The sequence below is a fragment of the Phyllobacterium sp. SB3 genome (assembly GCF_040009165.1).
In the GTDB taxonomy this organism is placed as follows: Bacteria; Pseudomonadota; Alphaproteobacteria; order Rhizobiales; family Rhizobiaceae; genus Phyllobacterium.
Genome location: NZ_JBDYKI010000002.1, coordinates 672,231 through 690,454 on the forward strand (window position 1 = coordinate 672,231; position 18,224 = coordinate 690,454).

The following is an 18,224-nucleotide window of genomic DNA, read 5'->3' on the forward strand; positions in this document are numbered from 1 at the left end:
CGATCTTGAAAAGGCGCGAGTCGGGAATGCTGATCAGACATCTTTCATTCTTCGTGACCTTGGCCCAGGAGCGTCACTTCGCCAAAGCTGCTGCGATCTGCAATGTAGCCCAACCCACCCTCTCCGCTGCCATTCGCAAACTGGAAGAAGATCTGAAAACCACTCTCATTGTGCGTGGCCATCGCTATATGGGATTAACGCCTGAGGGTGAAAAAGCTCTGATCTGGGGGCGCCAGATACTGACTGACTATGATAGTTTACACAAAGACCTTAACGGCGCTCATGAAGGTCTTGCAGGCGTATTGCGGCTCGGCGTCATACCTGCGGCCATGCCCTCTGTTTCATTTTTGACAGAACGCTTCAGCGAACATCATCCAGACGCGACCGTTGAAATCAAATCCATGACATCCCGTGCTATCCAGCGGGGTCTCGATGAATTCGAGATTGATGGTGGCCTGACCTATCTGGACAATGAACCGCTGCGAAACGTCCGACGGCTTCCGCTCTATCGGGAGCATTATGTTTTTGTCTGCCGCCCGGATCACCCTTTTGCAAATCGCAGCTCGGTGGAGTGGTCGGAAGCTGTCGAGCAACCGCTTTGTCTGTTGAGTGACGACATGCAGAACCGCCGCATTCTTAACGGCATTGCCGCATCGGCAGGGCTGACAATCCGGCCTTCAATTGTCAGCAATTCATTTCTTGGCGTATGTTCGCATCTGCGCAATGGCAAATGGTGCGGTATTGTTCCGCATACATTTTTCTATGTGTTCGGCCATACGCACGAGCTTGTCTCGATCGAACTTGTTAATCCGGCACACAGCCAGTCCATAGGATTGGTTCTCTCGGCACGCGAACCGCAATCTCCAATGGCCAACGCCCTTGTGCGAGCGGTGCGAAATGCGGATTTTGAGAAAAGCTTTTTTGATGCCGATCAGGCTGCTTGATCGAAACCGTCTATCAATTGTTTCAAACCATTCATTTGAACGCTGCAGATCCTCATGCAAATCTTCCAACGTTCCGCGTACCATGCTTCGCATAATGAGGTGGGTACCGGGAGGAGGAAACGCAGGGAACTGAGCGGGGCCGGAATATCCGGCAATCCTTGCTTCAATTCACCCCGGTGAATATCATTGACTGTGCATAACGCGTAGTCAGGTGCGTTTCCTGTTGTCCAACATCAGAAGGAAACGTTCATGGCCAAAGTAGTTTGCGTTCTTTATGACGATCCGATTGACGGATACCCTCAATCATATGCGCGGGACGATCTTCCCGAAATAAAGACCTACCCCGGCGGGCAAACTCTGCCAACGCCCAAGGCAGTCGATTTCCAGGCTGGCACCTTGCTGGGCAGCGTTTCCGGCGAACTGGGATTGCGGAGTTATCTGGAGTCACTTGGGCACACTCTGGTTGTCACATCGGACAAGGATGGACCTGACTCCGTATTCGAAAAAGAACTCCACGATGCGGAAATCGTTATCTCACAGCCCTTTTGGCCTGCGTATCTCACTGCCGAACGCATTGCACGTGCGCCTAATCTGAAACTTGCACTGACGGCTGGTATTGGGTCCGATCATGTTGACCTGCAGGCTGCGATTGAACGTGGCATTACAGTTGCGGAAGTGACTTATTGCAACTCGATCAGTGTTTCCGAGCACGTCGTCATGATGATACTTGGGCTCGTCCGAAACTACATTCCGTCCTACCAATGGGTGGTCAAAGGCGGCTGGAATATCGCCGATTGTGTGACCCGCTCCTATGATGTCGAAGGCATGCATGTGGGCACCGTAGCCGCGGGCCGCATCGGTCTCGCGGTTCTTCGCCGTCTGAAGCCGTTTGATGTGCACCTGCATTATTTTGATCGCCACCGTTTGTCGGAAGAGGTTGAAAAGGAACTTAACCTTACCTGGCACGCCACCGTTGAAGACATGGTCAAGGTCTGCGATGTCGTGACCATCAATTGCCCTCTGCATCCGGAAACTGAAAATCTTTTCGACGAAAAGATGCTGTCGAAGATGAAACGCGGCGCATATCTGGTGAATACGGCACGTGGCAAAATCTGCGATCGCGACGCTATTGTACGCGCGCTCGAAAGCGGGCAACTGGCGGGATATGCCGGCGACGTCTGGTTTCCGCAGCCAGCGCCTCGGGATCACCCGTGGCGGACAATGCCCCATCACGGTATGACGCCGCACATCTCCGGAACCTCACTTTCTGCCCAGACGCGATATGCAGCCGGCACACGCGAAATTCTGGAATGCTGGTTCGAAAAGCGGCCGATCCGGGATGATTACTTGATTGTTGATGGCGGAAAACTCGCTGGCGTCGGCGCTCGCTCCTATAGTGCCGGTAACGCCACTGGCGGGTCCGAAGAGGCTGCCCGTTTCAAGATCGCTTGACAGGGTTCCTAGCCGCCTGCCGGAAGAAGGCAGGCGGCTTTCCTATCGGCTCAACCGGGAGATTGAATGTGTCATCGCAGGAAAAGGTGCCGGGAACGCGCTCATCAACAATGGCTTCGAAACTTCGACTGAAGCTTGTCGTCTCCTGCGTGTCGGGGCTCGGAGGATTGCTGGCTGTCTATCTTCTGGCAACAATCGCTGCAATCTGGAACACACCGCTGCTGATTGCACCTTTTGGAGCCAGTTGTGTTCTTATATTCGCAATTCCGCAAAGTCCTCTTGCGCAACCGCATAACGTCATTGGCGGACATTTGCTGTCTTCCGCAACAGGACTCATCGCCCTTGCAACTCTGGGCACTTCACCCATTGCCTGCGGACTGGCCGTCGGTTTTGCGATTGCTGCCATGCAGTTTACCGACACTCTTCATCCGCCAGCGGGAGCCGATCCCATCGTCGTTATTTTGGCAGGTGCCAGTTGGCATTTCCTGTTGACACCCGTGCTGGCAGGAACAGCTACCATTATTGTGGTTGCCACGTTATACCACAAGTTACTGTCAAAACGGCCTTATCCGCACAATCCCTGACTGCCAAACGATATATTCTTAAAAATATACCGTATCCGTTGTAACTTAATCCGGTCAGCCAACGTATCTCAGACAGCAGATGGATGAACTCCATCGGGACTGACATCAAAAGGCAGACAGTATGATCCTCTTTCTTGTTTCCTATATTGGCGGTGCGCTGACGATTGTCAGCCCGTGTATTCTTCCGTTGCTTCCCTTTGTTTTCGCAAGGACAGACCAACCATTCGCCAAGAGCGGGTTCCCGCTTCTGCTCGGCATGGCCATTACGTTTGCTGGCGTGGCCAGCCTGGCTGCCATTGGAGGTGGATGGGCGGTACAGGCAAATCAATTTGGCAGGATAGCTGCAATTATACTTGTTGCGTTCTTCGGAACAACACTTCTGTTCCCAAGTCTTGCAGATAGGCTTACCCGCCCCCTGGTGTCGCTCGGTGCAAGACTTTCCCGGTCTGCATCCAATGGAACATCCAGCACCACCGTCGCATCGTCATTTCTGCTGGGTATTGCTACGGGCCTGTTATGGGCACCTTGCGCGGGACCTGTACTCGGCCTGCTTTTAACCGGCGCTGCTCTTAACGGCGCGAGTGTTCAAACATCTTTTCTTCTCCTCGCCTATGCCGCAGGCGCTGCTACTTCACTCGCATTGGCCTTGCTGATCGGTGGCAAAGTGTTCGTGGTCATGAAACGTTCACTCGGTGCCGGAGAATGGATCAGGCGCGGTTTGGGAGCCGCAGTTCTGGCCGGTGTTGCAGTGATCGCTCTTGGTCTCGATACAGGATACCTGACGCAGATATCTCTCGCCAGTACATCACGCCTCGAACAGACCATTGTTGATACGGTACGCCCGAAATCCTCCCGCGAACCATCAGCCCCCCTGGCAGACAATTCCGGGGGTCCGGGAAATTCTCTGCCTGTCGAAGGACAATTTCCGCCACTTGTCGGCGCTGTCGAATGGTTGAACTCACCACCTCTGACGGTTGAGGGACTGCGCGGCAAAGTCGTCCTCGTCGATTTCTGGACTTACTCATGCATCAACTGTCTGCGCGCCGTTCCCTACGTGCGGGCATGGGCGGAAAAATACAAAGATCAAGGCTTGGTGGTCATTGGCGTGCATGCACCGGAATTTGCCTTTGAAAAGGATGTTGCCAATGTCCGGAAGGCAGCAACCGATCTGAAGATCGACTATCCCATCGCAATCGACAACAATTATGAAATATGGCGTGCCTTCAGGAATGAATACTGGCCGGCGCATTATTTCATCGATGTTCAGGGACGGGTCCGCTATCACCATTTCGGTGAAGGTGAGTATGACCGGTCTGAAAAGGTCATCCAGCAATTGCTGGCAGAAGCAGGAAAAAGCAACGTCTCTACCGATCTCGTGACGGTCAAAGCCGCTGGGGTGGAAGCCGCAGCGAACAAGGCCGACATGATCACGTCCGAGACTTATCTGGGTTATGATCGTGGTTCGAACTTCGTATCCATCGAAGATGTCGGAGCAGACGTGAACCGCATTTACTCAGCTCCTCCAGAACTTCAATTAAACCAATGGGCGCTTGCAGGGCAATGGACCATTGAAAACGAGCGTAGTGTACTCAATCGCCCGGGCGGCAGGATTTCGTTTCGCTTTCATGCCCGCGACCTGCATTTGGTTCTCGGTCCGCAACAGGCAGGAAAGCCTGTGCGCTTTCGTCTGACAATTGACGGCACGGCGCCGGGGACGGATCACGGCATGGACGTTGACGAGCAAGGTAACGGCACTGTCACAGATCAGCGTCTCTATCAATTGGTGCGCCAGAAAGGGGCGATCGAAGACAAACTTTTTGAAATCGAGTTTCTGGATTCCGGGGCGCAAGCTTTTGCATTTACGTTCGGGTGATGTAGAAGCAAGGACACTTCCAACCTGTGGCCGGCTCACGCTGCCTGGAAAATAACCAGCAAAATTCCCGAGCACGCCGACTGAAACAACGGGCGGAGCATTGGCTCTCCAGGCATGGTGCCGCGGCAAGCTACGCTAGGGAGTTGCCGAAACCAGTTCTTTCATGACTTTTCCGAATTGACCTTCGATCTGGTCACGGAGCTTGTGGCGGCCGCCCTCAACCTGCTTGATGCCGGATACCCAGGTGCTGTTGATCTTGGCACCGTTGGCAAATATCCAGGAGTCCAGTGCTAGGTCACCGGAGAAGATTGCAGCCGTCTGCGGTTGGATGCTGATGAAGTCTGCTGGCCTGCCAACCGCAAGCCCTGTTTCGACACCAAGGGCGGTTCCACCGCCATGAACTGCGTGGTCGAAAATGCTGCGGCCTGTCGATCCGCCCGCTGGTGCAAGCACGTTGCGTGAGCGGTGCGCCAGACGTTGAGAATATTCCAGTTGGCGCAGTTCATCTGCGATTCCGATGAGAACATTGGAGTCTGAACCAATGCCAAGCCTGCCACCCGCTTGCGCAAACAGATCTGCAGAAAATGTACCGTCGCCCAGGTTGGCTTCGGTTGTCGGGCAAAGCCCAGCGACCGCGCCAGTGCGTGCCATCGCGCTGATTTCATCGTCAGTCATATGTGTTGCGTGGATCAGGCACCAGGTCTCGTCAATCCCTGCATGCCGGAGCAGCCATTCAACCGGGCGGGCACCGGACCACGCGATGCAATCCTCGACTTCTTTTACCTGCTCCGCCACATGAATATGTTTCGGGTTCCTGCCTGCGATAGCTGTCACGGCTGCAAGTTCATCGGGAATAACCGCCCGCAGGCTGTGCGGGGCCACGCCGACATTGCCGCCGGGCAAGGCCTTGATTGCATCCAAACAACCGGCATGGATTTTCTCATAGGAGTCCAGCGAGTTTATAAAGCGGCGCTGCCCTTCCGATGGCTCGGCGCCTCCAAAAGTCGAGTGCGCGTAGAAGACAGGAAGCAGGGTCAATCCAATGCCGGTTTGGCTTGCGGCTGCTGCGATCCGCTCGGCCATTTCCGCTATGTTGGCGTAAGGCTGGCCATCAGTATCATGATGGAGATAATGGAACTCGCCGACCCGAATGAAGCCCGCCTCCAGCATCTCCATATATAACTGGGCAGCGACCGCTTCCACCTGATCAGGCGTCATTGTCAAAGCAAAGCGATACATGACATTGCGCCAGCTCCAGAAGCTGTCAGAACCCGGGCCACGGCTTTCCGCCAGACCGGCCATGCCACGCTGAAATGCATGGCTGTGAAGATTTGGCATTCCGGGAAGAATGATCGAATGGCATTCGTCACCCGAGATCGGTGTAGCATCCGTCCGAATATCGGTAATTGCGTTATTGTCGAACCCTATGCGGACGTTCTGCTGCCAGCCGGAAGGCGTCAGCGCAGATTGTGCAAAAACGTGCGTCAATGTTGAATCCTCCCGAAGCGGCAGAAAAACCGTTTGCGTTGATCTCAATTATGTCTATACATATTAGCAGGAGAAGAAAAGGCGTAAAGTTCATGGGTGGAAATATAATTTCAGATGACAGTGCTTTTTCGAGCGTCGGGTATCAACTCTGGCGCAATTTGCGTTTGGTGACATGCAGGAATAATGCGACTGACATTATCGAGGGCGCTGCGATCCTCGTAAAAGATGGGCGCGTCGTTTTTGCGGGGATCGAAAATGAACTTCCCGCACAGACAAGCACAGCTGAATCATTTGATCTTGAAGGCAAGCTGGTAACGCCGGCGCTGATCGATTGCCACACTCATCTGGTCTATGGCGGCAACCGGGCCCGCGAGTTCGAGATGCGTCTTGAAGGTGCAACTTACGAGGAAGTTGCGCGTGCAGGCGGCGGCATAGTCTCATCCGTAAAGGCGACCAATGCGCTGAGCGAAGATGAGCTTCTTGCTCAGAGCCTGCCGCGGCTGGATACGCTGCTAAGCGAAGGGCTCTCGACCATCGAGATCAAGTCTGGCTATGGCCTTAATATTGAAGCCGAATTGAAAATGCTTCGCGTTGCGCGTCGGTTGGCGACAATGCGTCCGGTGCGCATTCATACCAGCTATCTTGCGGCCCATGCAGTGCCCGTCGAATATCGAGGCCGCGCCGATGACTACATCGCAGAAGTCGTTTTGCCCGGGCTCGACGCTGCCCATGGCGAAGGTCTGGTCGATGCTGTTGACGGGTTCTGTGAAGGCATTGCGTTTTCACCCGCACAGATAAGCCGCGTTTTCGACAAGGCAAAAGCCCTCGGTATTCCCGTCAAACTGCATGCGGAGCAACTTTCCAATCTTGGCGGTGCCAAGCTTGCTGCGTCCTATGATGCATTGTCTGCCGACCATCTCGAATATCTTGACAAAGATGGTGCAAAAGCCATGGCGGCAGCCGGGACTGTCGCAGTTCTTTTGCCGGGTGCCTTTTATACATTGCGCGAAGAGCAGGCTCCGCCCGTGCATGTCCTGCGTGATGCAGGCGTTCACATTGCTGTCGCGACTGACTGCAATCCCGGCACATCGCCGCTTACCTCGCTGCTTCTGACGATGAATATGGCGTGCACACTTTTTCGCCTGACGGTTGATGAAGTGCTTTGCGGCACAACGCGCGAGGCGGCGCGTGCGCTTGGCATATTGAACGAGACGGGCACGATCGAAGCAGGAAAATCGGCTGACTTTGCTGTCTGGAATGCGACGAGTCCTGCCGATCTTGTCTACCGCATCGGCTTCAACCCCCTCTGTGCACGCATATTCCGGGGACAAAGGATTACTCAATGACCGTTATACTGCATCCGGGCAAAGTTTCGCTCAGCACTCTGGAAATCATCTACTGGCAAGGTACGCCTGTGAGGCTGGATTCCTCGTATCATGCGGGAATTGAAGCTGCTGCGCGACGTATTGCTGAAATCGCCGCCGGAAACGCCCCGGTCTACGGTATCAATACGGGCTTCGGTAAACTCGCCTCCATTAAAATCGACGCAGCGGATGTCGGAACGCTGCAGCGCAACCTGATCCTCTCGCACTGCTGTGGCGTGGGCAATGCATTACCGGAAAATATTGTTCGCCTGATCATGGCTTTGAAGCTCATATCGCTTGGCCGCGGCGCTTCGGGCGTACGCTTCGAATTGATCACTCTTATTGAAGCAATGCTGGAAAAGGGCGTTATCCCGGTCATTCCGGAAAAAGGGTCCGTCGGTGCTTCCGGTGATTTGGCTCCCCTGGCACATATGGCTGCGGCCATGATTGGCGAAGGTGATGTCATATTCGATGGCAAGCAGATGCCTGCTGGTGATGGTCTTGCCCGGGCTGGTCTCAAGCCGGTTGTACTTGCAGCCAAGGAAGGCCTTGCGCTTATCAATGGCACGCAGGTTTCCACCGCTTTGGCTTTGGCCGGACTCTTCCGTGTGCATCGCGCTGGCCAGTCGGCATTGATTACAGGTGCCCTGTCGACGGATGCTGCAATGGGCTCGTCTGCTCCCTTCCATGCGGACATACATTCACTTCGGGGCCATCGGGGCCAGATCGATACGGGCGCTGCATTGCGGCGTCTGCTTGAGAATTCCCCGATCAGGGAAAGTCACATTGAAGGTGATGAGCGGGTACAGGACCCCTATTGTATCCGCTGCCAACCGCAGGTTGACGGCGCTTGTCTTGATCTTTTGAGAATGGCAGCACGCACACTGGAAATCGAAGCCAACGCGGTTACGGATAATCCGTTGGTTTTGAGCGACGGTTCGGTCGTCTCGGGCGGCAATTTCCACGCGGAGCCCGTCGCATTTGCAGCTGACCAGATTGCAATCGCCATTTGCGAAATCGGATCAATAGCCCAGCGCCGTATAGCCCTGCTGGTAGATCCCGCACTGAGCTACGGCTTGCCAGCGTTCCTTGCCCGTAAGCCGGGATTGAATTCGGGCCTGATGATTGCCGAAGTCACCTCCGCTGCGTTGATGTCCGAAAACAAGCAAATGTCGCATCCGGCATCCGTCGATTCGACGCCGACTTCCGCCAATCAGGAAGATCATGTTTCAATGGCCTGCCATGGTGCCCGTCGCCTGCTGCAGATGACCGATAATCTGTTCTCGATCATCGGCATCGAGGCGCTGACTGCAGCCCAGGGAATTGATCTGCGGGCTCCCTTGCAGACCAGTCCGGAACTCAGCCGTGCCCATGGCGTTATTCGAGCAGCGGTACCCACATTGGAAGAGGATCGCTATATGGCTCCTGACCTGAAGGCCGTTGCAGATGTAGTCGCTTCAGGTGCGCTGAATGCTTCGATCTCATCAGATATACTGCCGCTGCTCGATACAAGTCTGTGAGGATCGGCCAATGAGCGTTGTTGAAGTGAAACAGGGGACTTCCCCGATCATCCTCGGTTTTCCGCACACCGGAACCGACGTTCCGTCTGACATCTTTGCCCGTCTTAACGAGAATGGCCAGATGCTGGCGGATACGGATTGGCACATCGACCAGCTATATGATGGTCTGTTACCGACCGTAACAACGGTTCGGGCCACGTTTCATCGCTATGTGATTGATGCCAATCGCGACCCGGATGGCAAGAGCCTTTATCCCGGCCAGAACACGACGACGCTGGTTCCTGAAACAGACTTTGACGGCAGGCCGATCTGGCGCGACAAGGAAAAGCCGACCGCTGCTGATGTCAGGCGGAGGCTGGAGACGTTTCATCGTCCTTATCACGATGCATTGGCTGAGCAGATCAAGCGGGTGCAGGCAGAACATGGACTTTGCATTCTTTATGACTGCCACTCTATACGCTCGCATATCCCCTTCCTGTTTCAAGGCAAGCTGCCGGATTTCAACATCGGAACCAGCGAGGGCAAAAGCTGCTCGCCGGAGATCGCTTCGGCGGTGGGTCGTATTGCTTTTGCAGCACCCGGTTATGACGCAGTGATCAATGGGCGCTTCAAAGGCGGGTGGACTACCCGGCATTATGGACAGCCTGAAAAGGGCGTTCACGCAATACAGATGGAGCTGACGCAATCGTCGCATCTGGCGACCGAGGCCCTCCCCTTCAAATATGATGAGACGAAGGCCGAAAAGCTGCGCAGACACCTGAAAGATATTCTCGAAATTCTGGAACAGACAGCAATCAAACTGGGGAGCAGATATGAACAACCCAAGACATAATATCCGCGAAATCCGCAGCCCTCGCGGCAATGTACTCAATGCAAAATCGTGGATGACCGAAGCGCCTTTGCGCATGTTGATGAACAATCTGGATCCGGATGTTGCCGAGAACCCGAATGAGCTGGTCGTCTATGGCGGCATTGGTCGCGCCGCCCGCACATGGGACGACTTTGACAAGATCGTAGCGACATTGAAAACGCTGAACGAGGACGAGACACTGCTGGTTCAGTCCGGCAAACCCGTCGGTGTGTTCAAGACACACTCAAACGCCCCGCGCGTGCTGATCGCAAATTCCAATCTCGTGCCGCATTGGGCGACATGGGATCATTTCAATGAACTGGACAAGAAAGGTCTGGCCATGTACGGCCAGATGACCGCCGGTTCGTGGATCTATATTGGTACGCAAGGTATTGTCCAGGGAACGTACGAGACCTTCGTCGAAGCTGGTCGCCAGCATTATAACGGCAGCCTCAAAGGAAAATGGATATTGACCGGCGGTCTTGGTGGCATGGGCGGTGCGCAGCCGCTTGCCGCTGTTATGGCAGGCGCCTGCTGTCTTGCTGTCGAATGCAATCCCGATTCAATCGATTTCCGCCTGCGTACACGCTATGTCGATGCGAAGGCCGAAACGCTTGATGAAGCGCTAGAGATGATCGATCGCTGGACAAAGGCCGGAGAAGCCAGGTCGGTCGGCCTTCTTGGAAATGCTGCCGAAATCCTGCCTGAGCTGGTACGTCGTGGTGTTCGCCCCGATATTGTCACGGACCAGACGTCGGCGCATGACCCGGTCAACGGTTATCTGCCAAAAGGCTGGACACTGGCTGAATGGCGAGCCAAGCGCGAGAGTGACCCGAAAGCAGTCGGAAAAGCGGCGCGTGCTTCAATGCGTGAACATGTTGAAGCTATGATTGCATTCTGGGATCAAGGTATTCCCACGCTCGACTACGGTAATAATATTCGCCAGGTCGCCAAGGATGAAGGGCTGGAAAATGCCTTTTCATTCCCCGGCTTCGTGCCTGCCTATATCCGCCCTCTGTTTTGCCGTGGCGTAGGACCGTTCCGCTGGGCGGCGCTTTCTGGCGATCCGGAAGATATTTACAAGACAGACGCCAAGGTCAAGGAACTGACACCGGGCAATACACATCTGCACAATTGGCTCGACATGGCGCGTGATCGCATCGCCTTCCAGGGTCTGCCAGCACGCATTTGCTGGGTTGGTCTGGGGGACCGTGACCGTCTTGGTCTCGCCTTCAATGAAATGGTGCGCACGGGTGAACTGAAAGCACCTGTCGTAATCGGGCGCGATCATCTCGACTCAGGTTCGGTCGCCTCTCCCAATCGTGAAACGGAAGCGATGAAGGATGGCTCGGATGCCGTATCTGACTGGCCGCTTTTGAATGCGCTTCTTAACACGGCATCTGGTGCAACGTGGGTATCGTTGCATCATGGCGGCGGCGTGGGCATGGGCTTCTCGCAGCATTCAGGCATGGTCATCTGCTGTGATGGCACCGATGACGCTGCGGAGCGTATCAGGCGGGTTCTGTGGAACGATCCTGCAACAGGTGTGATGCGTCATGCCGATGCGGGCTATGAGATCGCCATTGATTGCGCCAAGGAAAAAGGTCTCAACCTGCCGGGTATTTTGGGCTGATGCGTATACTGCGCGCTGCTGATCACAAACAGATGCCCTGGAAGAATGGTGGCGGCGTGACGACTGAAATAGCCGTCGGCCCCGCAGGCGCAGAAGTGGGTGATTTTCACTGGCGCGTCAGCATGGCTACCGTGGCAGCCGACGGCCCATTCTCAACGTTCGAGAACATTGACCGCATCCTCACCGTTCTGGAGGGGGCTGGCATGAATCTCGAGGTGGCAGGCATGGCGCCTCCTTGCCTGACAACCGCATCTGCACCTTTTGCATTTCGGGGTGATGCTGCAGCGTCCGCAACACTCTTATCGGGCATGATTGTCGATCTCAATGTCATGACCCGGCGTGACCTATGGCATGCAACAGTGGAGCGGATGACTGTTGGCGAGCCCTGTTTTGTGAGAGCCGGGCCCGGTATCAGTATTGTGTTTTGCAGCGACGGAACACTTGAACTTTCGCAAACAGTGCTCACGAAATACGATGCGTTGTTTGTCGATGAAGCCGATGATATGGCCCCCATTGCCGTCGGGGGGGCAGCGCATATCCTGATTATCCGCCTCTCGCAAAACCCGCCGGTCAATTGATGAGGCTGTTTTGAACAAAGTCCTCCCTCCTCCTTCCGATGAGCCTGACCAGTCCAAAGGTCAGCTTTCGGCACGGATCCGCAGCGATATCGAGCGACGCATACTTTCAGGGGAATGGGCTCCGGGATACCGCATTCCGATCGAACGTGAGTTGATGGAGACTTACGGCTGCGCGCGTATGACTGTTAACAAGGCGCTGGTTGCGCTGGTTGCTTCGGGACTGATAGAGCGTCGACGTCGCGCGGGCAGCTTTGTTTCCCAGCCTCTTGTGCAGTCTGCTGTCATCGAGATTTCGGATGTAAGGGCTGAAGTAGAGGCTGTCGGACAGGTCTATTCCATTGAAATCCTTTCAAGGCGACAACGCACCAGCACAGTTGCGGATATGAAACGCCTTGATATTCAGACCCCTCGCCCGGTGCTGGCTGTGCTCTGCCGCCATCTTGCGGGCAAGCGCGTGCACGCATTCGAAGACCGGCTGATTGATCTGGTGAGTGTACCGGATGCCGCCGGTCTGACATTTGAAAAGGACCCGCCCGGCACCTGGCTTCGCGAGCATGTGCCATGGTCCGAGGCTGAAAACCGCATCAGTGCCTTGAATGCTGATTCTGCGTTGTCTGCCCATCTGGGCGTAAAGGAGGGAGCTGCCTGCTTGCAGGTTGAACGCTCGACATGGCGAGGGACAAAACCGATTACTGCGGTCCGCATGTACTACCCCGGTGATACCTATCGCCTGATCGCTCATTTCAGCCCCAAGGGCAGTTAGTCATTTCCGGTGCATTTTGGGACGGCATAAAAATTTCACTTGTCATCCCGCTGTTATAAACAGACAGTACAAAGAAAAAATTGCGCAGCTGTGCAATAGGGGATGGAAATGGACGATCAAGCTTTCCTTAGAGTGGCCGGGATGAGTGTCGGTTATGGTTCGACTACTGTTCTGGATAATCTCGAACTGGATATTGCCAAAGGCGAGTTTGTTGCCCTGCTTGGCTCGTCCGGTTGTGGCAAGACAACGCTGCTGCGTACAATCGCCGGTTTTGCAAAACCGTTTTCAGGCAGAATCGAAGTTGCGGGACGGAACGTAACGGAACTTCCACCTGACAAGCGCGGTATGGCGCTCGTTTTCCAATCCTATGCTCTATGGCCTCATATGACGGTCGCGCAGAATATCGGTTATGGTTTGAAGCTGCAAAAACATTCCCGCGATACCATTAATACCCGGGTTGCCGAAATGCAGGGTCTGCTTGGCCTTTCGGGTTTGGGTAATCGCAAGCCGGGTCAACTTTCCGGCGGACAGCGTCAACGCGTTGCGCTTGGAAGAGCGCTTGCGATTGACCCCGAAATCCTCCTTCTCGATGAACCGCTGTCAAATCTCGATGCGCGTATCCGGCTCACGGTCCGTCATGAAATTCGCTCGCTTCAAAAGCGGCTTGGCATCACGGCTGTCCATGTTACACACGACCGCGAAGAAGCGATGGTCATGGCTGATCGCATTGTCATCATGAATGCGGGACGGATCGAACAGCAGGGGCCGCCAGAGGAAGTCTACAATAAGCCGGCTTCACCTTTCGTTGCCGCGTTCATGGGGGCCGAAAATATCCTGACCATGCACGCACGGGTGCAAGGGGACCAGATTGAACTTGCCGAGGGTGAATATAATCAGACTTCGGTTACGTCGCGATCCGGACGTCCATTGATGACAGGTCCTGTGGAGCTGCGTTTTCGTGCCGAGGCCGCGCAGCTTGTTCGCAATCACGATGCCCCGTCGCAAAGGGCGGACCATCTCGAACTACGGGGGCAGATAGCAAGTGTGAGCTACCCCGGCGGCCATTGGCGCCATGCAGTGCGGCTTGGAGATCGGGAAATACTCGTTGATGCCGATGCTCCGCTCAACCAGGGCGAAACGGTGAAGATACGCATACCGGCGGATTCTCTCTTTATTTTCAATACCCCGGTAAATGCGGCAAAACCATCATAAAACGGAAGTGAAATAACGCTTAGCTTCTGCTGTCTCTTATATCAACGAATAACCAACTTGCTCAGGGAGTTACACATGAAAACGCTTCTACAGGCTTCTCTCATTCTGGGGCTGGCCACTGGTTCAGCCTCCGCAGCGGATTTGACCGTTTTGACGGCTGGCGACCAGAATATGGTCGACTACATCAATGATTATCTCGGGCCGCTCTTTGAAAAGGAAAACCCCGGCACGACCGTCAGGGTTGTAGGCACGGGTCCCGGGGATGCGGGCTCTCAGAAGATCGTTGAGCGCTTTGACGCGCAATCAAAGGCCAATGTCGAAAAGTGGGATGCGGACGTTGCAGTTGTCCACGAAAAGTTTGCCGGACCAATGGTCACGGACGGCTATCTGGAATCCTATCGTTCCAAGATTGCATCCGGAGAGATGGTGACGAGCGAGAAGGCCAAAATGGCGCTTGGCTCGAATGTTGATGGCTATGTCATGCCAATGTTCTCAAGCCAGACCGCCATTGCCTATAATCCTGCCCTCATTCCTACACCGCCGAAAAGCTATGAGGAGCTTGTCACCTGGGCAAAGGAAAATCCCGGGCAGTTCGGTTATAACGGCATCAAGGGTGGCGCTTCGGGTGTCAGCTTTGTCATGGGCTGGATTTACGCCTTCGGTGATGGCGACGCGAAGAAACTGATGAATGGCCCGTTTGAAGAGGCCGAAACCAGGAAGTGGGACAAGGCATTTGCCGGTCTGAAAGACTTCACTACCAACGCCACGTTGACACCCGGCAATGCCGGTACGCTGGACATGCTCAGCCGTGGCGAGATCGCCATGGGCCCGGTTTGGGTGGATATGTTCTATTCCTGGCAGGCTGACGGCAAGTTGCCACCAGAAATGAAGCTGTTCCTGCCTGCGCCTGGCATGCCCGGCCAGCCAATGCACTATGTCATTCCTGCCAAGAGTCCCAACACGGAGCTGGCAGAAAAGTTTGTTGCACTTGCAACCAGCCCGAAGGTTCAGGCTGAGGGCATTGTGAAGCGCTTCAACTGGTATCCGGGCATTGACGCGAAGTTCGTGCAGCCAGAACTCGACAAGGCCAGCTGGGAAAAGCTCTTTGTAGACATTTCACCGGATGATCTGGCAACCAAGGCGAAGCCTTTCCCGATCGCTCCCTACAACTCGGCGATTCTTGAGGCCTATGAGAAGAACGTAGCGAACTGATTGTAAGCAACAAGCCGGGGGCCATTGTCGACGATGGCCCCTCCCCTTCTACAGGAAGGTTGATTTAATGCGGAAAAACCTGCTCGCCATACTGCTCGTCCTTCCAGCACTTATAATGATCGTGCTGTTTTTTATTGTTCCGCTGATCGCATCCGTTATTGGTGCGTTCGAGGTTGGCAATGCCTTGGGGCTGGGTAATTTTCGCAAATCGTTTGAACTTTACTCAAGCGATATGATTTTTACAGTCGTGATCGTGACCGTCTCAACAGCACTGATAGGTCTGTTTTCTGTGGCTATCGGCGGATATTTGACGCTGGGAGAAAACCCGCGAGCTGTCGCTATTTTACGTTGGCTTTACCGCTGGCCCATGTTCATTCCGTTCATTGTCGTTGGCCAGATTTTGCGTACATTTCTCGCCAAGAACGGCTTGATGAACAATATCCTCGTCAGTCTTGGCCTCCTGACCCCGTTACAAACGGCGGGTTTTCTTGATTGGCGCGGGATCGTCATTGCATTTGTCTGGAAACAGACCCCTTTCGTTACGTTACTTGTGGCTGGAGCCATGGCCTCACTCGATCGCAGCACCATCGAAGCGGCTCGTAATCTTGGCGCGTCACGCTTGCGAATTCTTATCGAGATTGTTCTGCCTCAGGTCGCCGGTACGCTGCTGGTGGGGCTTATTCTTTCATTCGTGACGATGATGTCGGTGCTGTCGGTGCCGCTCATGATCAATGCGCAGTCGCCCACCATGCTGACGGCGGATATAGCTTTCCGTATCAACGCCCATGGTGACTACGGCGTGGCCAACGCACTCGGTATGATATCGCTTGTCCTGACGACTGGTGTAGCTCTGATATATCTAAGGCAGACGATGAAGGAGCGCTCATGATGTTGCGCTTTGATTTCTGGTGGCTACCGCGCGCCTTTATCCTCGGCTTGCTGGCCTTCATCATCTTTGGTCCATTGTCCAACCTGCTGCTCTGGACCGTTGCCGAAAAATGGTACTTCCCGCACATGCTGCCGCTAGAATATGGCTTCAGTTTCTGGGAGCGGGTATTTTCACCGCGTGGCAATGCCATGGGCTCTCTGGCGACGAGCATTCTCGTCGCTTCGTTGACGGTCATTGTGTCTCTGGCGCTGGCTGTTCCCGCTGGCTATGCCTTGTCGCGATTAAAATTGCCCTTCAGGGGACTTATCCTGCTGGCTTTTCTCATTCCACAGGCGTTCCCCAACCTCCCTGTCTATGTAAACATTGCCCGGTTCTTTTATCAGATCGGACTTAATGGCACTGTCGCAGGCGTGGTCATGGTGCATGTGACGCATGGGCTGGTATACGCGGTCTGGATAGCGACGGCCGCATTCTCGGCGGTTCAGATCGATCTTGAGGAAGCAGCGCGTTCTATCGGCGCCGGGCCACTGCGGGCCTTCCGGGACATCACACTTCCCCTCGCCGCGCCGGGACTTCTGGCGAGCGCAATATTTGTATTTCTTGAATCTCTGGACGAATTTACCGGCAGCTATTTTGTCGGAGCGCCGGATGTCAATACCCTGCCACTTTTGCTCTATACTGCAAGCTCAGGGGGAAATTATCAGATTGCTTCCATAACGGCCTTGCTGTTGCTCATACCATCGATAGGTTTCATGCTGGTGGTGGAGCGATTCTTGCGCGCCGACGTGCTTTCAAAAGTTGGACATTGAGAATGACATCGAAGAAGAAAATATCTGCCAAGGAAAGCAATCAGTACGTGAGTGCTTTGCAGGTGGCCAAGCGCGCAGGTGTTTCACGATCTGCCGTCTCGCGGGCATTCACACCCGGAGCCAGTGTTTCAGCCAAGAAACGTGAAAAGATCCTGGAAGCTGCAGAAGCCCTCGGATATCAGGTCAATGATCTGGCTCGGGGCCTATTGGCGCGCAAAAGCCGTCTTGTCGGCCTTGTCGTGACCAACCCCGAACTCGGTTACCGTTCCCACCTTGTCGCTGCACTGACCAAAGCTCTCATCCACCGCGGAAGTGTTCCTATCGTCATCAATACAGGGCGTACCGAAGAAGAACTTACAGCGGCGCAGAAAACGCTTTTTGGTTACCGTGCCGAAGCAACGATCATACTGTCTGGTTCGCCCCCCTCCTCTTTTGTTGAACTCGCCAGTCGCAACGGTCAGCCACTGATCGTTCTTGGACGGTCTGAAACAGGTGCGGACGACGTTAACATCGACAATGAAGGCGCTGGCCGTGCCGCAGCACGGTTCTTCCTCGACAATGGCCTTAGAAAACTGGCATTTGCGGCAACGCTTGTCCGCACGCCCACAACCATTGAACGGGAGTTCGGCTTCCGCGACGAGGCTGAAAAGAATGGTGCCACCGTTATCGTCGGCAACGGGAGCAATTCCGATTATAATGGCGGACAGGACGCGGCGCGACAGTTGTTTGGGGGAGACATCCTGCCCGAAGCAGTATTCTGCACGAATGACCTCGTCGCATTCGGATTGATCGACTACGTGCGCCGCCATACCACCCTTTCTATACCAGATGATCTTTCGGTTATCGGCTTTGATGATATCCCGGAGGCTGCATGGGACGCGTATAACCTCACCACATTCCGGCAGGATGCCGCGATCATGGCTCAGCATGCGGTCTCGCTTTTGGAAAAGCGTGAAGCTGATCCCGATCGCCCGCCGGCGCATGAACGGCTTGCTACGAGCCTTGTTTTGCGCGGAAGTGCGCGTTTGCCTGATCATCGTTCCTCCTAGGGCC

Annotated in this window: 16 protein-coding genes; 15 read left to right on the top strand and 1 reads right to left on the bottom strand. The window is 54.7% G+C overall.

All coding sequences use genetic code 11. The annotated features are described in order from the left end of the window. The first annotated feature begins 26 nt into the window (after positions 1-26). From ABKW30_RS09720 to ABKW30_RS09735, 4 genes are all read left to right on the top strand, one after another. Entirely contained in the window at positions 27-944 is a 918-nt protein-coding gene (locus ABKW30_RS09720) for a LysR family transcriptional regulator (RefSeq protein ID WP_348598687.1), read from the top strand. A 249-nt stretch (positions 945-1,193) separates the two neighbouring features. After that, positions 1,194-2,396: an NAD-dependent formate dehydrogenase gene (locus ABKW30_RS09725; RefSeq protein ID WP_348598688.1), complete on the top strand. Its 1,203-nt coding sequence runs from the start codon at positions 1,194-1,196 to the stop codon at positions 2,394-2,396. Positions 2,397-2,464: 68 nt separating this feature from the next. Further along, complete coding sequence (locus ABKW30_RS09730; RefSeq protein ID WP_348598689.1) at positions 2,465-2,980, top strand: HPP family protein; 516 nt, start codon at positions 2,465-2,467, stop codon at positions 2,978-2,980. Between the two features lie 121 nt (positions 2,981-3,101). Beyond that, positions 3,102-4,853: a cytochrome c biogenesis protein DipZ gene (locus ABKW30_RS09735; RefSeq protein ID WP_348598690.1), complete on the top strand. Its 1,752-nt coding sequence runs from the start codon at positions 3,102-3,104 to the stop codon at positions 4,851-4,853. Positions 4,854-4,988: 135 nt separating this feature from the next. On the opposite strand, the gene ABKW30_RS09740 is transcribed toward ABKW30_RS09735, so the two are convergent. Then, positions 4,989-6,341 carry a formimidoylglutamate deiminase gene (locus ABKW30_RS09740; protein WP_348598691.1) on the bottom strand — a complete coding sequence of 451 codons (1,353 nt, stop codon included), beginning with the start codon at positions 6,339-6,341 and terminating at the stop codon, positions 4,989-4,991. A gap of 92 nt (positions 6,342-6,433) precedes the next feature. Between ABKW30_RS09740 and hutI the strand changes: the two genes are divergently transcribed. From hutI to ABKW30_RS09795, 11 genes are all read left to right on the top strand, one after another. Beyond that, positions 6,434-7,687: an imidazolonepropionase gene (hutI, locus tag ABKW30_RS09745; protein ID WP_348598692.1), complete on the top strand. Its 1,254-nt coding sequence runs from the start codon at positions 6,434-6,436 to the stop codon at positions 7,685-7,687. Beyond that, entirely contained in the window at positions 7,684-9,225 is a 1,542-nt protein-coding gene (gene hutH, locus ABKW30_RS09750; RefSeq protein WP_348598693.1) for a histidine ammonia-lyase, read from the top strand. Before hutI ends, hutH begins: the two co-directional genes overlap by 4 nt. Positions 9,226-9,235: 10 nt before the next feature. Continuing rightward, positions 9,236-10,057, top strand: a complete 822-nt coding sequence (gene hutG, locus ABKW30_RS09755) for an N-formylglutamate deformylase (protein WP_348598695.1) — start codon at positions 9,236-9,238, stop codon at positions 10,055-10,057. After that, positions 10,038-11,708, top strand: a complete 1,671-nt coding sequence (gene hutU / locus ABKW30_RS09760; RefSeq protein WP_348598696.1) for a urocanate hydratase — start codon at positions 10,038-10,040, stop codon at positions 11,706-11,708. The genes hutG and hutU overlap by 20 nt, the downstream gene beginning before the upstream one ends. Further along, the gene (locus tag ABKW30_RS09765) at positions 11,708-12,286 is read left to right on the top strand and encodes a HutD family protein (protein ID WP_348598697.1); all 579 of its coding nucleotides are present in this window, start codon (positions 11,708-11,710) and stop codon (positions 12,284-12,286) included. Before hutU ends, ABKW30_RS09765 begins: the two co-directional genes overlap by 1 nt. A gap of 76 nt (positions 12,287-12,362) precedes the next feature. Continuing rightward, positions 12,363-13,049, top strand: coding sequence for a UTRA domain-containing protein (locus ABKW30_RS09770; RefSeq protein WP_348599003.1), 687 nt, complete (start codon positions 12,363-12,365; stop codon positions 13,047-13,049). A gap of 108 nt (positions 13,050-13,157) precedes the next feature. Further along, the gene (locus tag ABKW30_RS09775; protein WP_348598699.1) at positions 13,158-14,261 is read left to right on the top strand and encodes an ABC transporter ATP-binding protein; all 1,104 of its coding nucleotides are present in this window, start codon (positions 13,158-13,160) and stop codon (positions 14,259-14,261) included. A 75-nt stretch (positions 14,262-14,336) separates the two neighbouring features. Then, on the top strand, positions 14,337-15,473 hold the full coding sequence (locus ABKW30_RS09780; RefSeq protein WP_348598700.1) for an extracellular solute-binding protein: 1,137 nt from the start codon (positions 14,337-14,339) through the stop codon (positions 15,471-15,473). 67 nt (positions 15,474-15,540) lie between these two features. Continuing rightward, the gene (locus ABKW30_RS09785) at positions 15,541-16,362 is read left to right on the top strand and encodes a sugar ABC transporter permease (RefSeq protein ID WP_348598701.1); all 822 of its coding nucleotides are present in this window, start codon (positions 15,541-15,543) and stop codon (positions 16,360-16,362) included. Further along, positions 16,359-17,171, top strand: a complete 813-nt coding sequence (locus tag ABKW30_RS09790) for an ABC transporter permease subunit (protein ID WP_348598702.1) — start codon at positions 16,359-16,361, stop codon at positions 17,169-17,171. Before ABKW30_RS09785 ends, ABKW30_RS09790 begins: the two co-directional genes overlap by 4 nt. A gap of 2 nt (positions 17,172-17,173) precedes the next feature. Continuing rightward, on the top strand, positions 17,174-18,220 hold the full coding sequence (locus tag ABKW30_RS09795; RefSeq protein WP_348598703.1) for a LacI family DNA-binding transcriptional regulator: 1,047 nt from the start codon (positions 17,174-17,176) through the stop codon (positions 18,218-18,220). Positions 18,221-18,224 lie beyond the last annotated feature (4 nt).

Excerpts from the sequence above, each read along its gene's own strand:
- hutI (WP_348598692.1), top strand. The coding sequence starts at position 6,434 with ATGGGTGGAAATATAATTTCAGATGACAGTGCTTTTTCGAGCGTCGGG.
- ABKW30_RS09775 (WP_348598699.1), top strand. The coding sequence starts at position 13,158 with ATGGACGATCAAGCTTTCCTTAGAGTGGCCGGGATGAGTGTCGGTTAT.
- ABKW30_RS09780 (WP_348598700.1), top strand. The coding sequence starts at position 14,337 with ATGAAAACGCTTCTACAGGCTTCTCTCATTCTGGGGCTGGCCACTGGT.
- hutG (WP_348598695.1), top strand. The coding sequence starts at position 9,236 with ATGAGCGTTGTTGAAGTGAAACAGGGGACTTCCCCGATCATCCTCGGT.
- ABKW30_RS09765 (WP_348598697.1), top strand. The coding sequence starts at position 11,708 with ATGCGTATACTGCGCGCTGCTGATCACAAACAGATGCCCTGGAAGAAT.
- hutU (WP_348598696.1), top strand. The coding sequence starts at position 10,038 with ATGAACAACCCAAGACATAATATCCGCGAAATCCGCAGCCCTCGCGGC.
- ABKW30_RS09735 (WP_348598690.1), top strand. The coding sequence starts at position 3,102 with ATGATCCTCTTTCTTGTTTCCTATATTGGCGGTGCGCTGACGATTGTC.
- ABKW30_RS09790 (WP_348598702.1), top strand. The coding sequence starts at position 16,359 with ATGATGTTGCGCTTTGATTTCTGGTGGCTACCGCGCGCCTTTATCCTC.
- ABKW30_RS09720 (WP_348598687.1), top strand. The coding sequence starts at position 27 with ATGCTGATCAGACATCTTTCATTCTTCGTGACCTTGGCCCAGGAGCGT.
- ABKW30_RS09725 (WP_348598688.1), top strand. The coding sequence starts at position 1,194 with ATGGCCAAAGTAGTTTGCGTTCTTTATGACGATCCGATTGACGGATAC.
- hutH (WP_348598693.1), top strand. The coding sequence starts at position 7,684 with ATGACCGTTATACTGCATCCGGGCAAAGTTTCGCTCAGCACTCTGGAA.
- ABKW30_RS09795 (WP_348598703.1), top strand. The coding sequence starts at position 17,174 with ATGACATCGAAGAAGAAAATATCTGCCAAGGAAAGCAATCAGTACGTG.
- ABKW30_RS09785 (WP_348598701.1), top strand. The coding sequence starts at position 15,541 with ATGCGGAAAAACCTGCTCGCCATACTGCTCGTCCTTCCAGCACTTATA.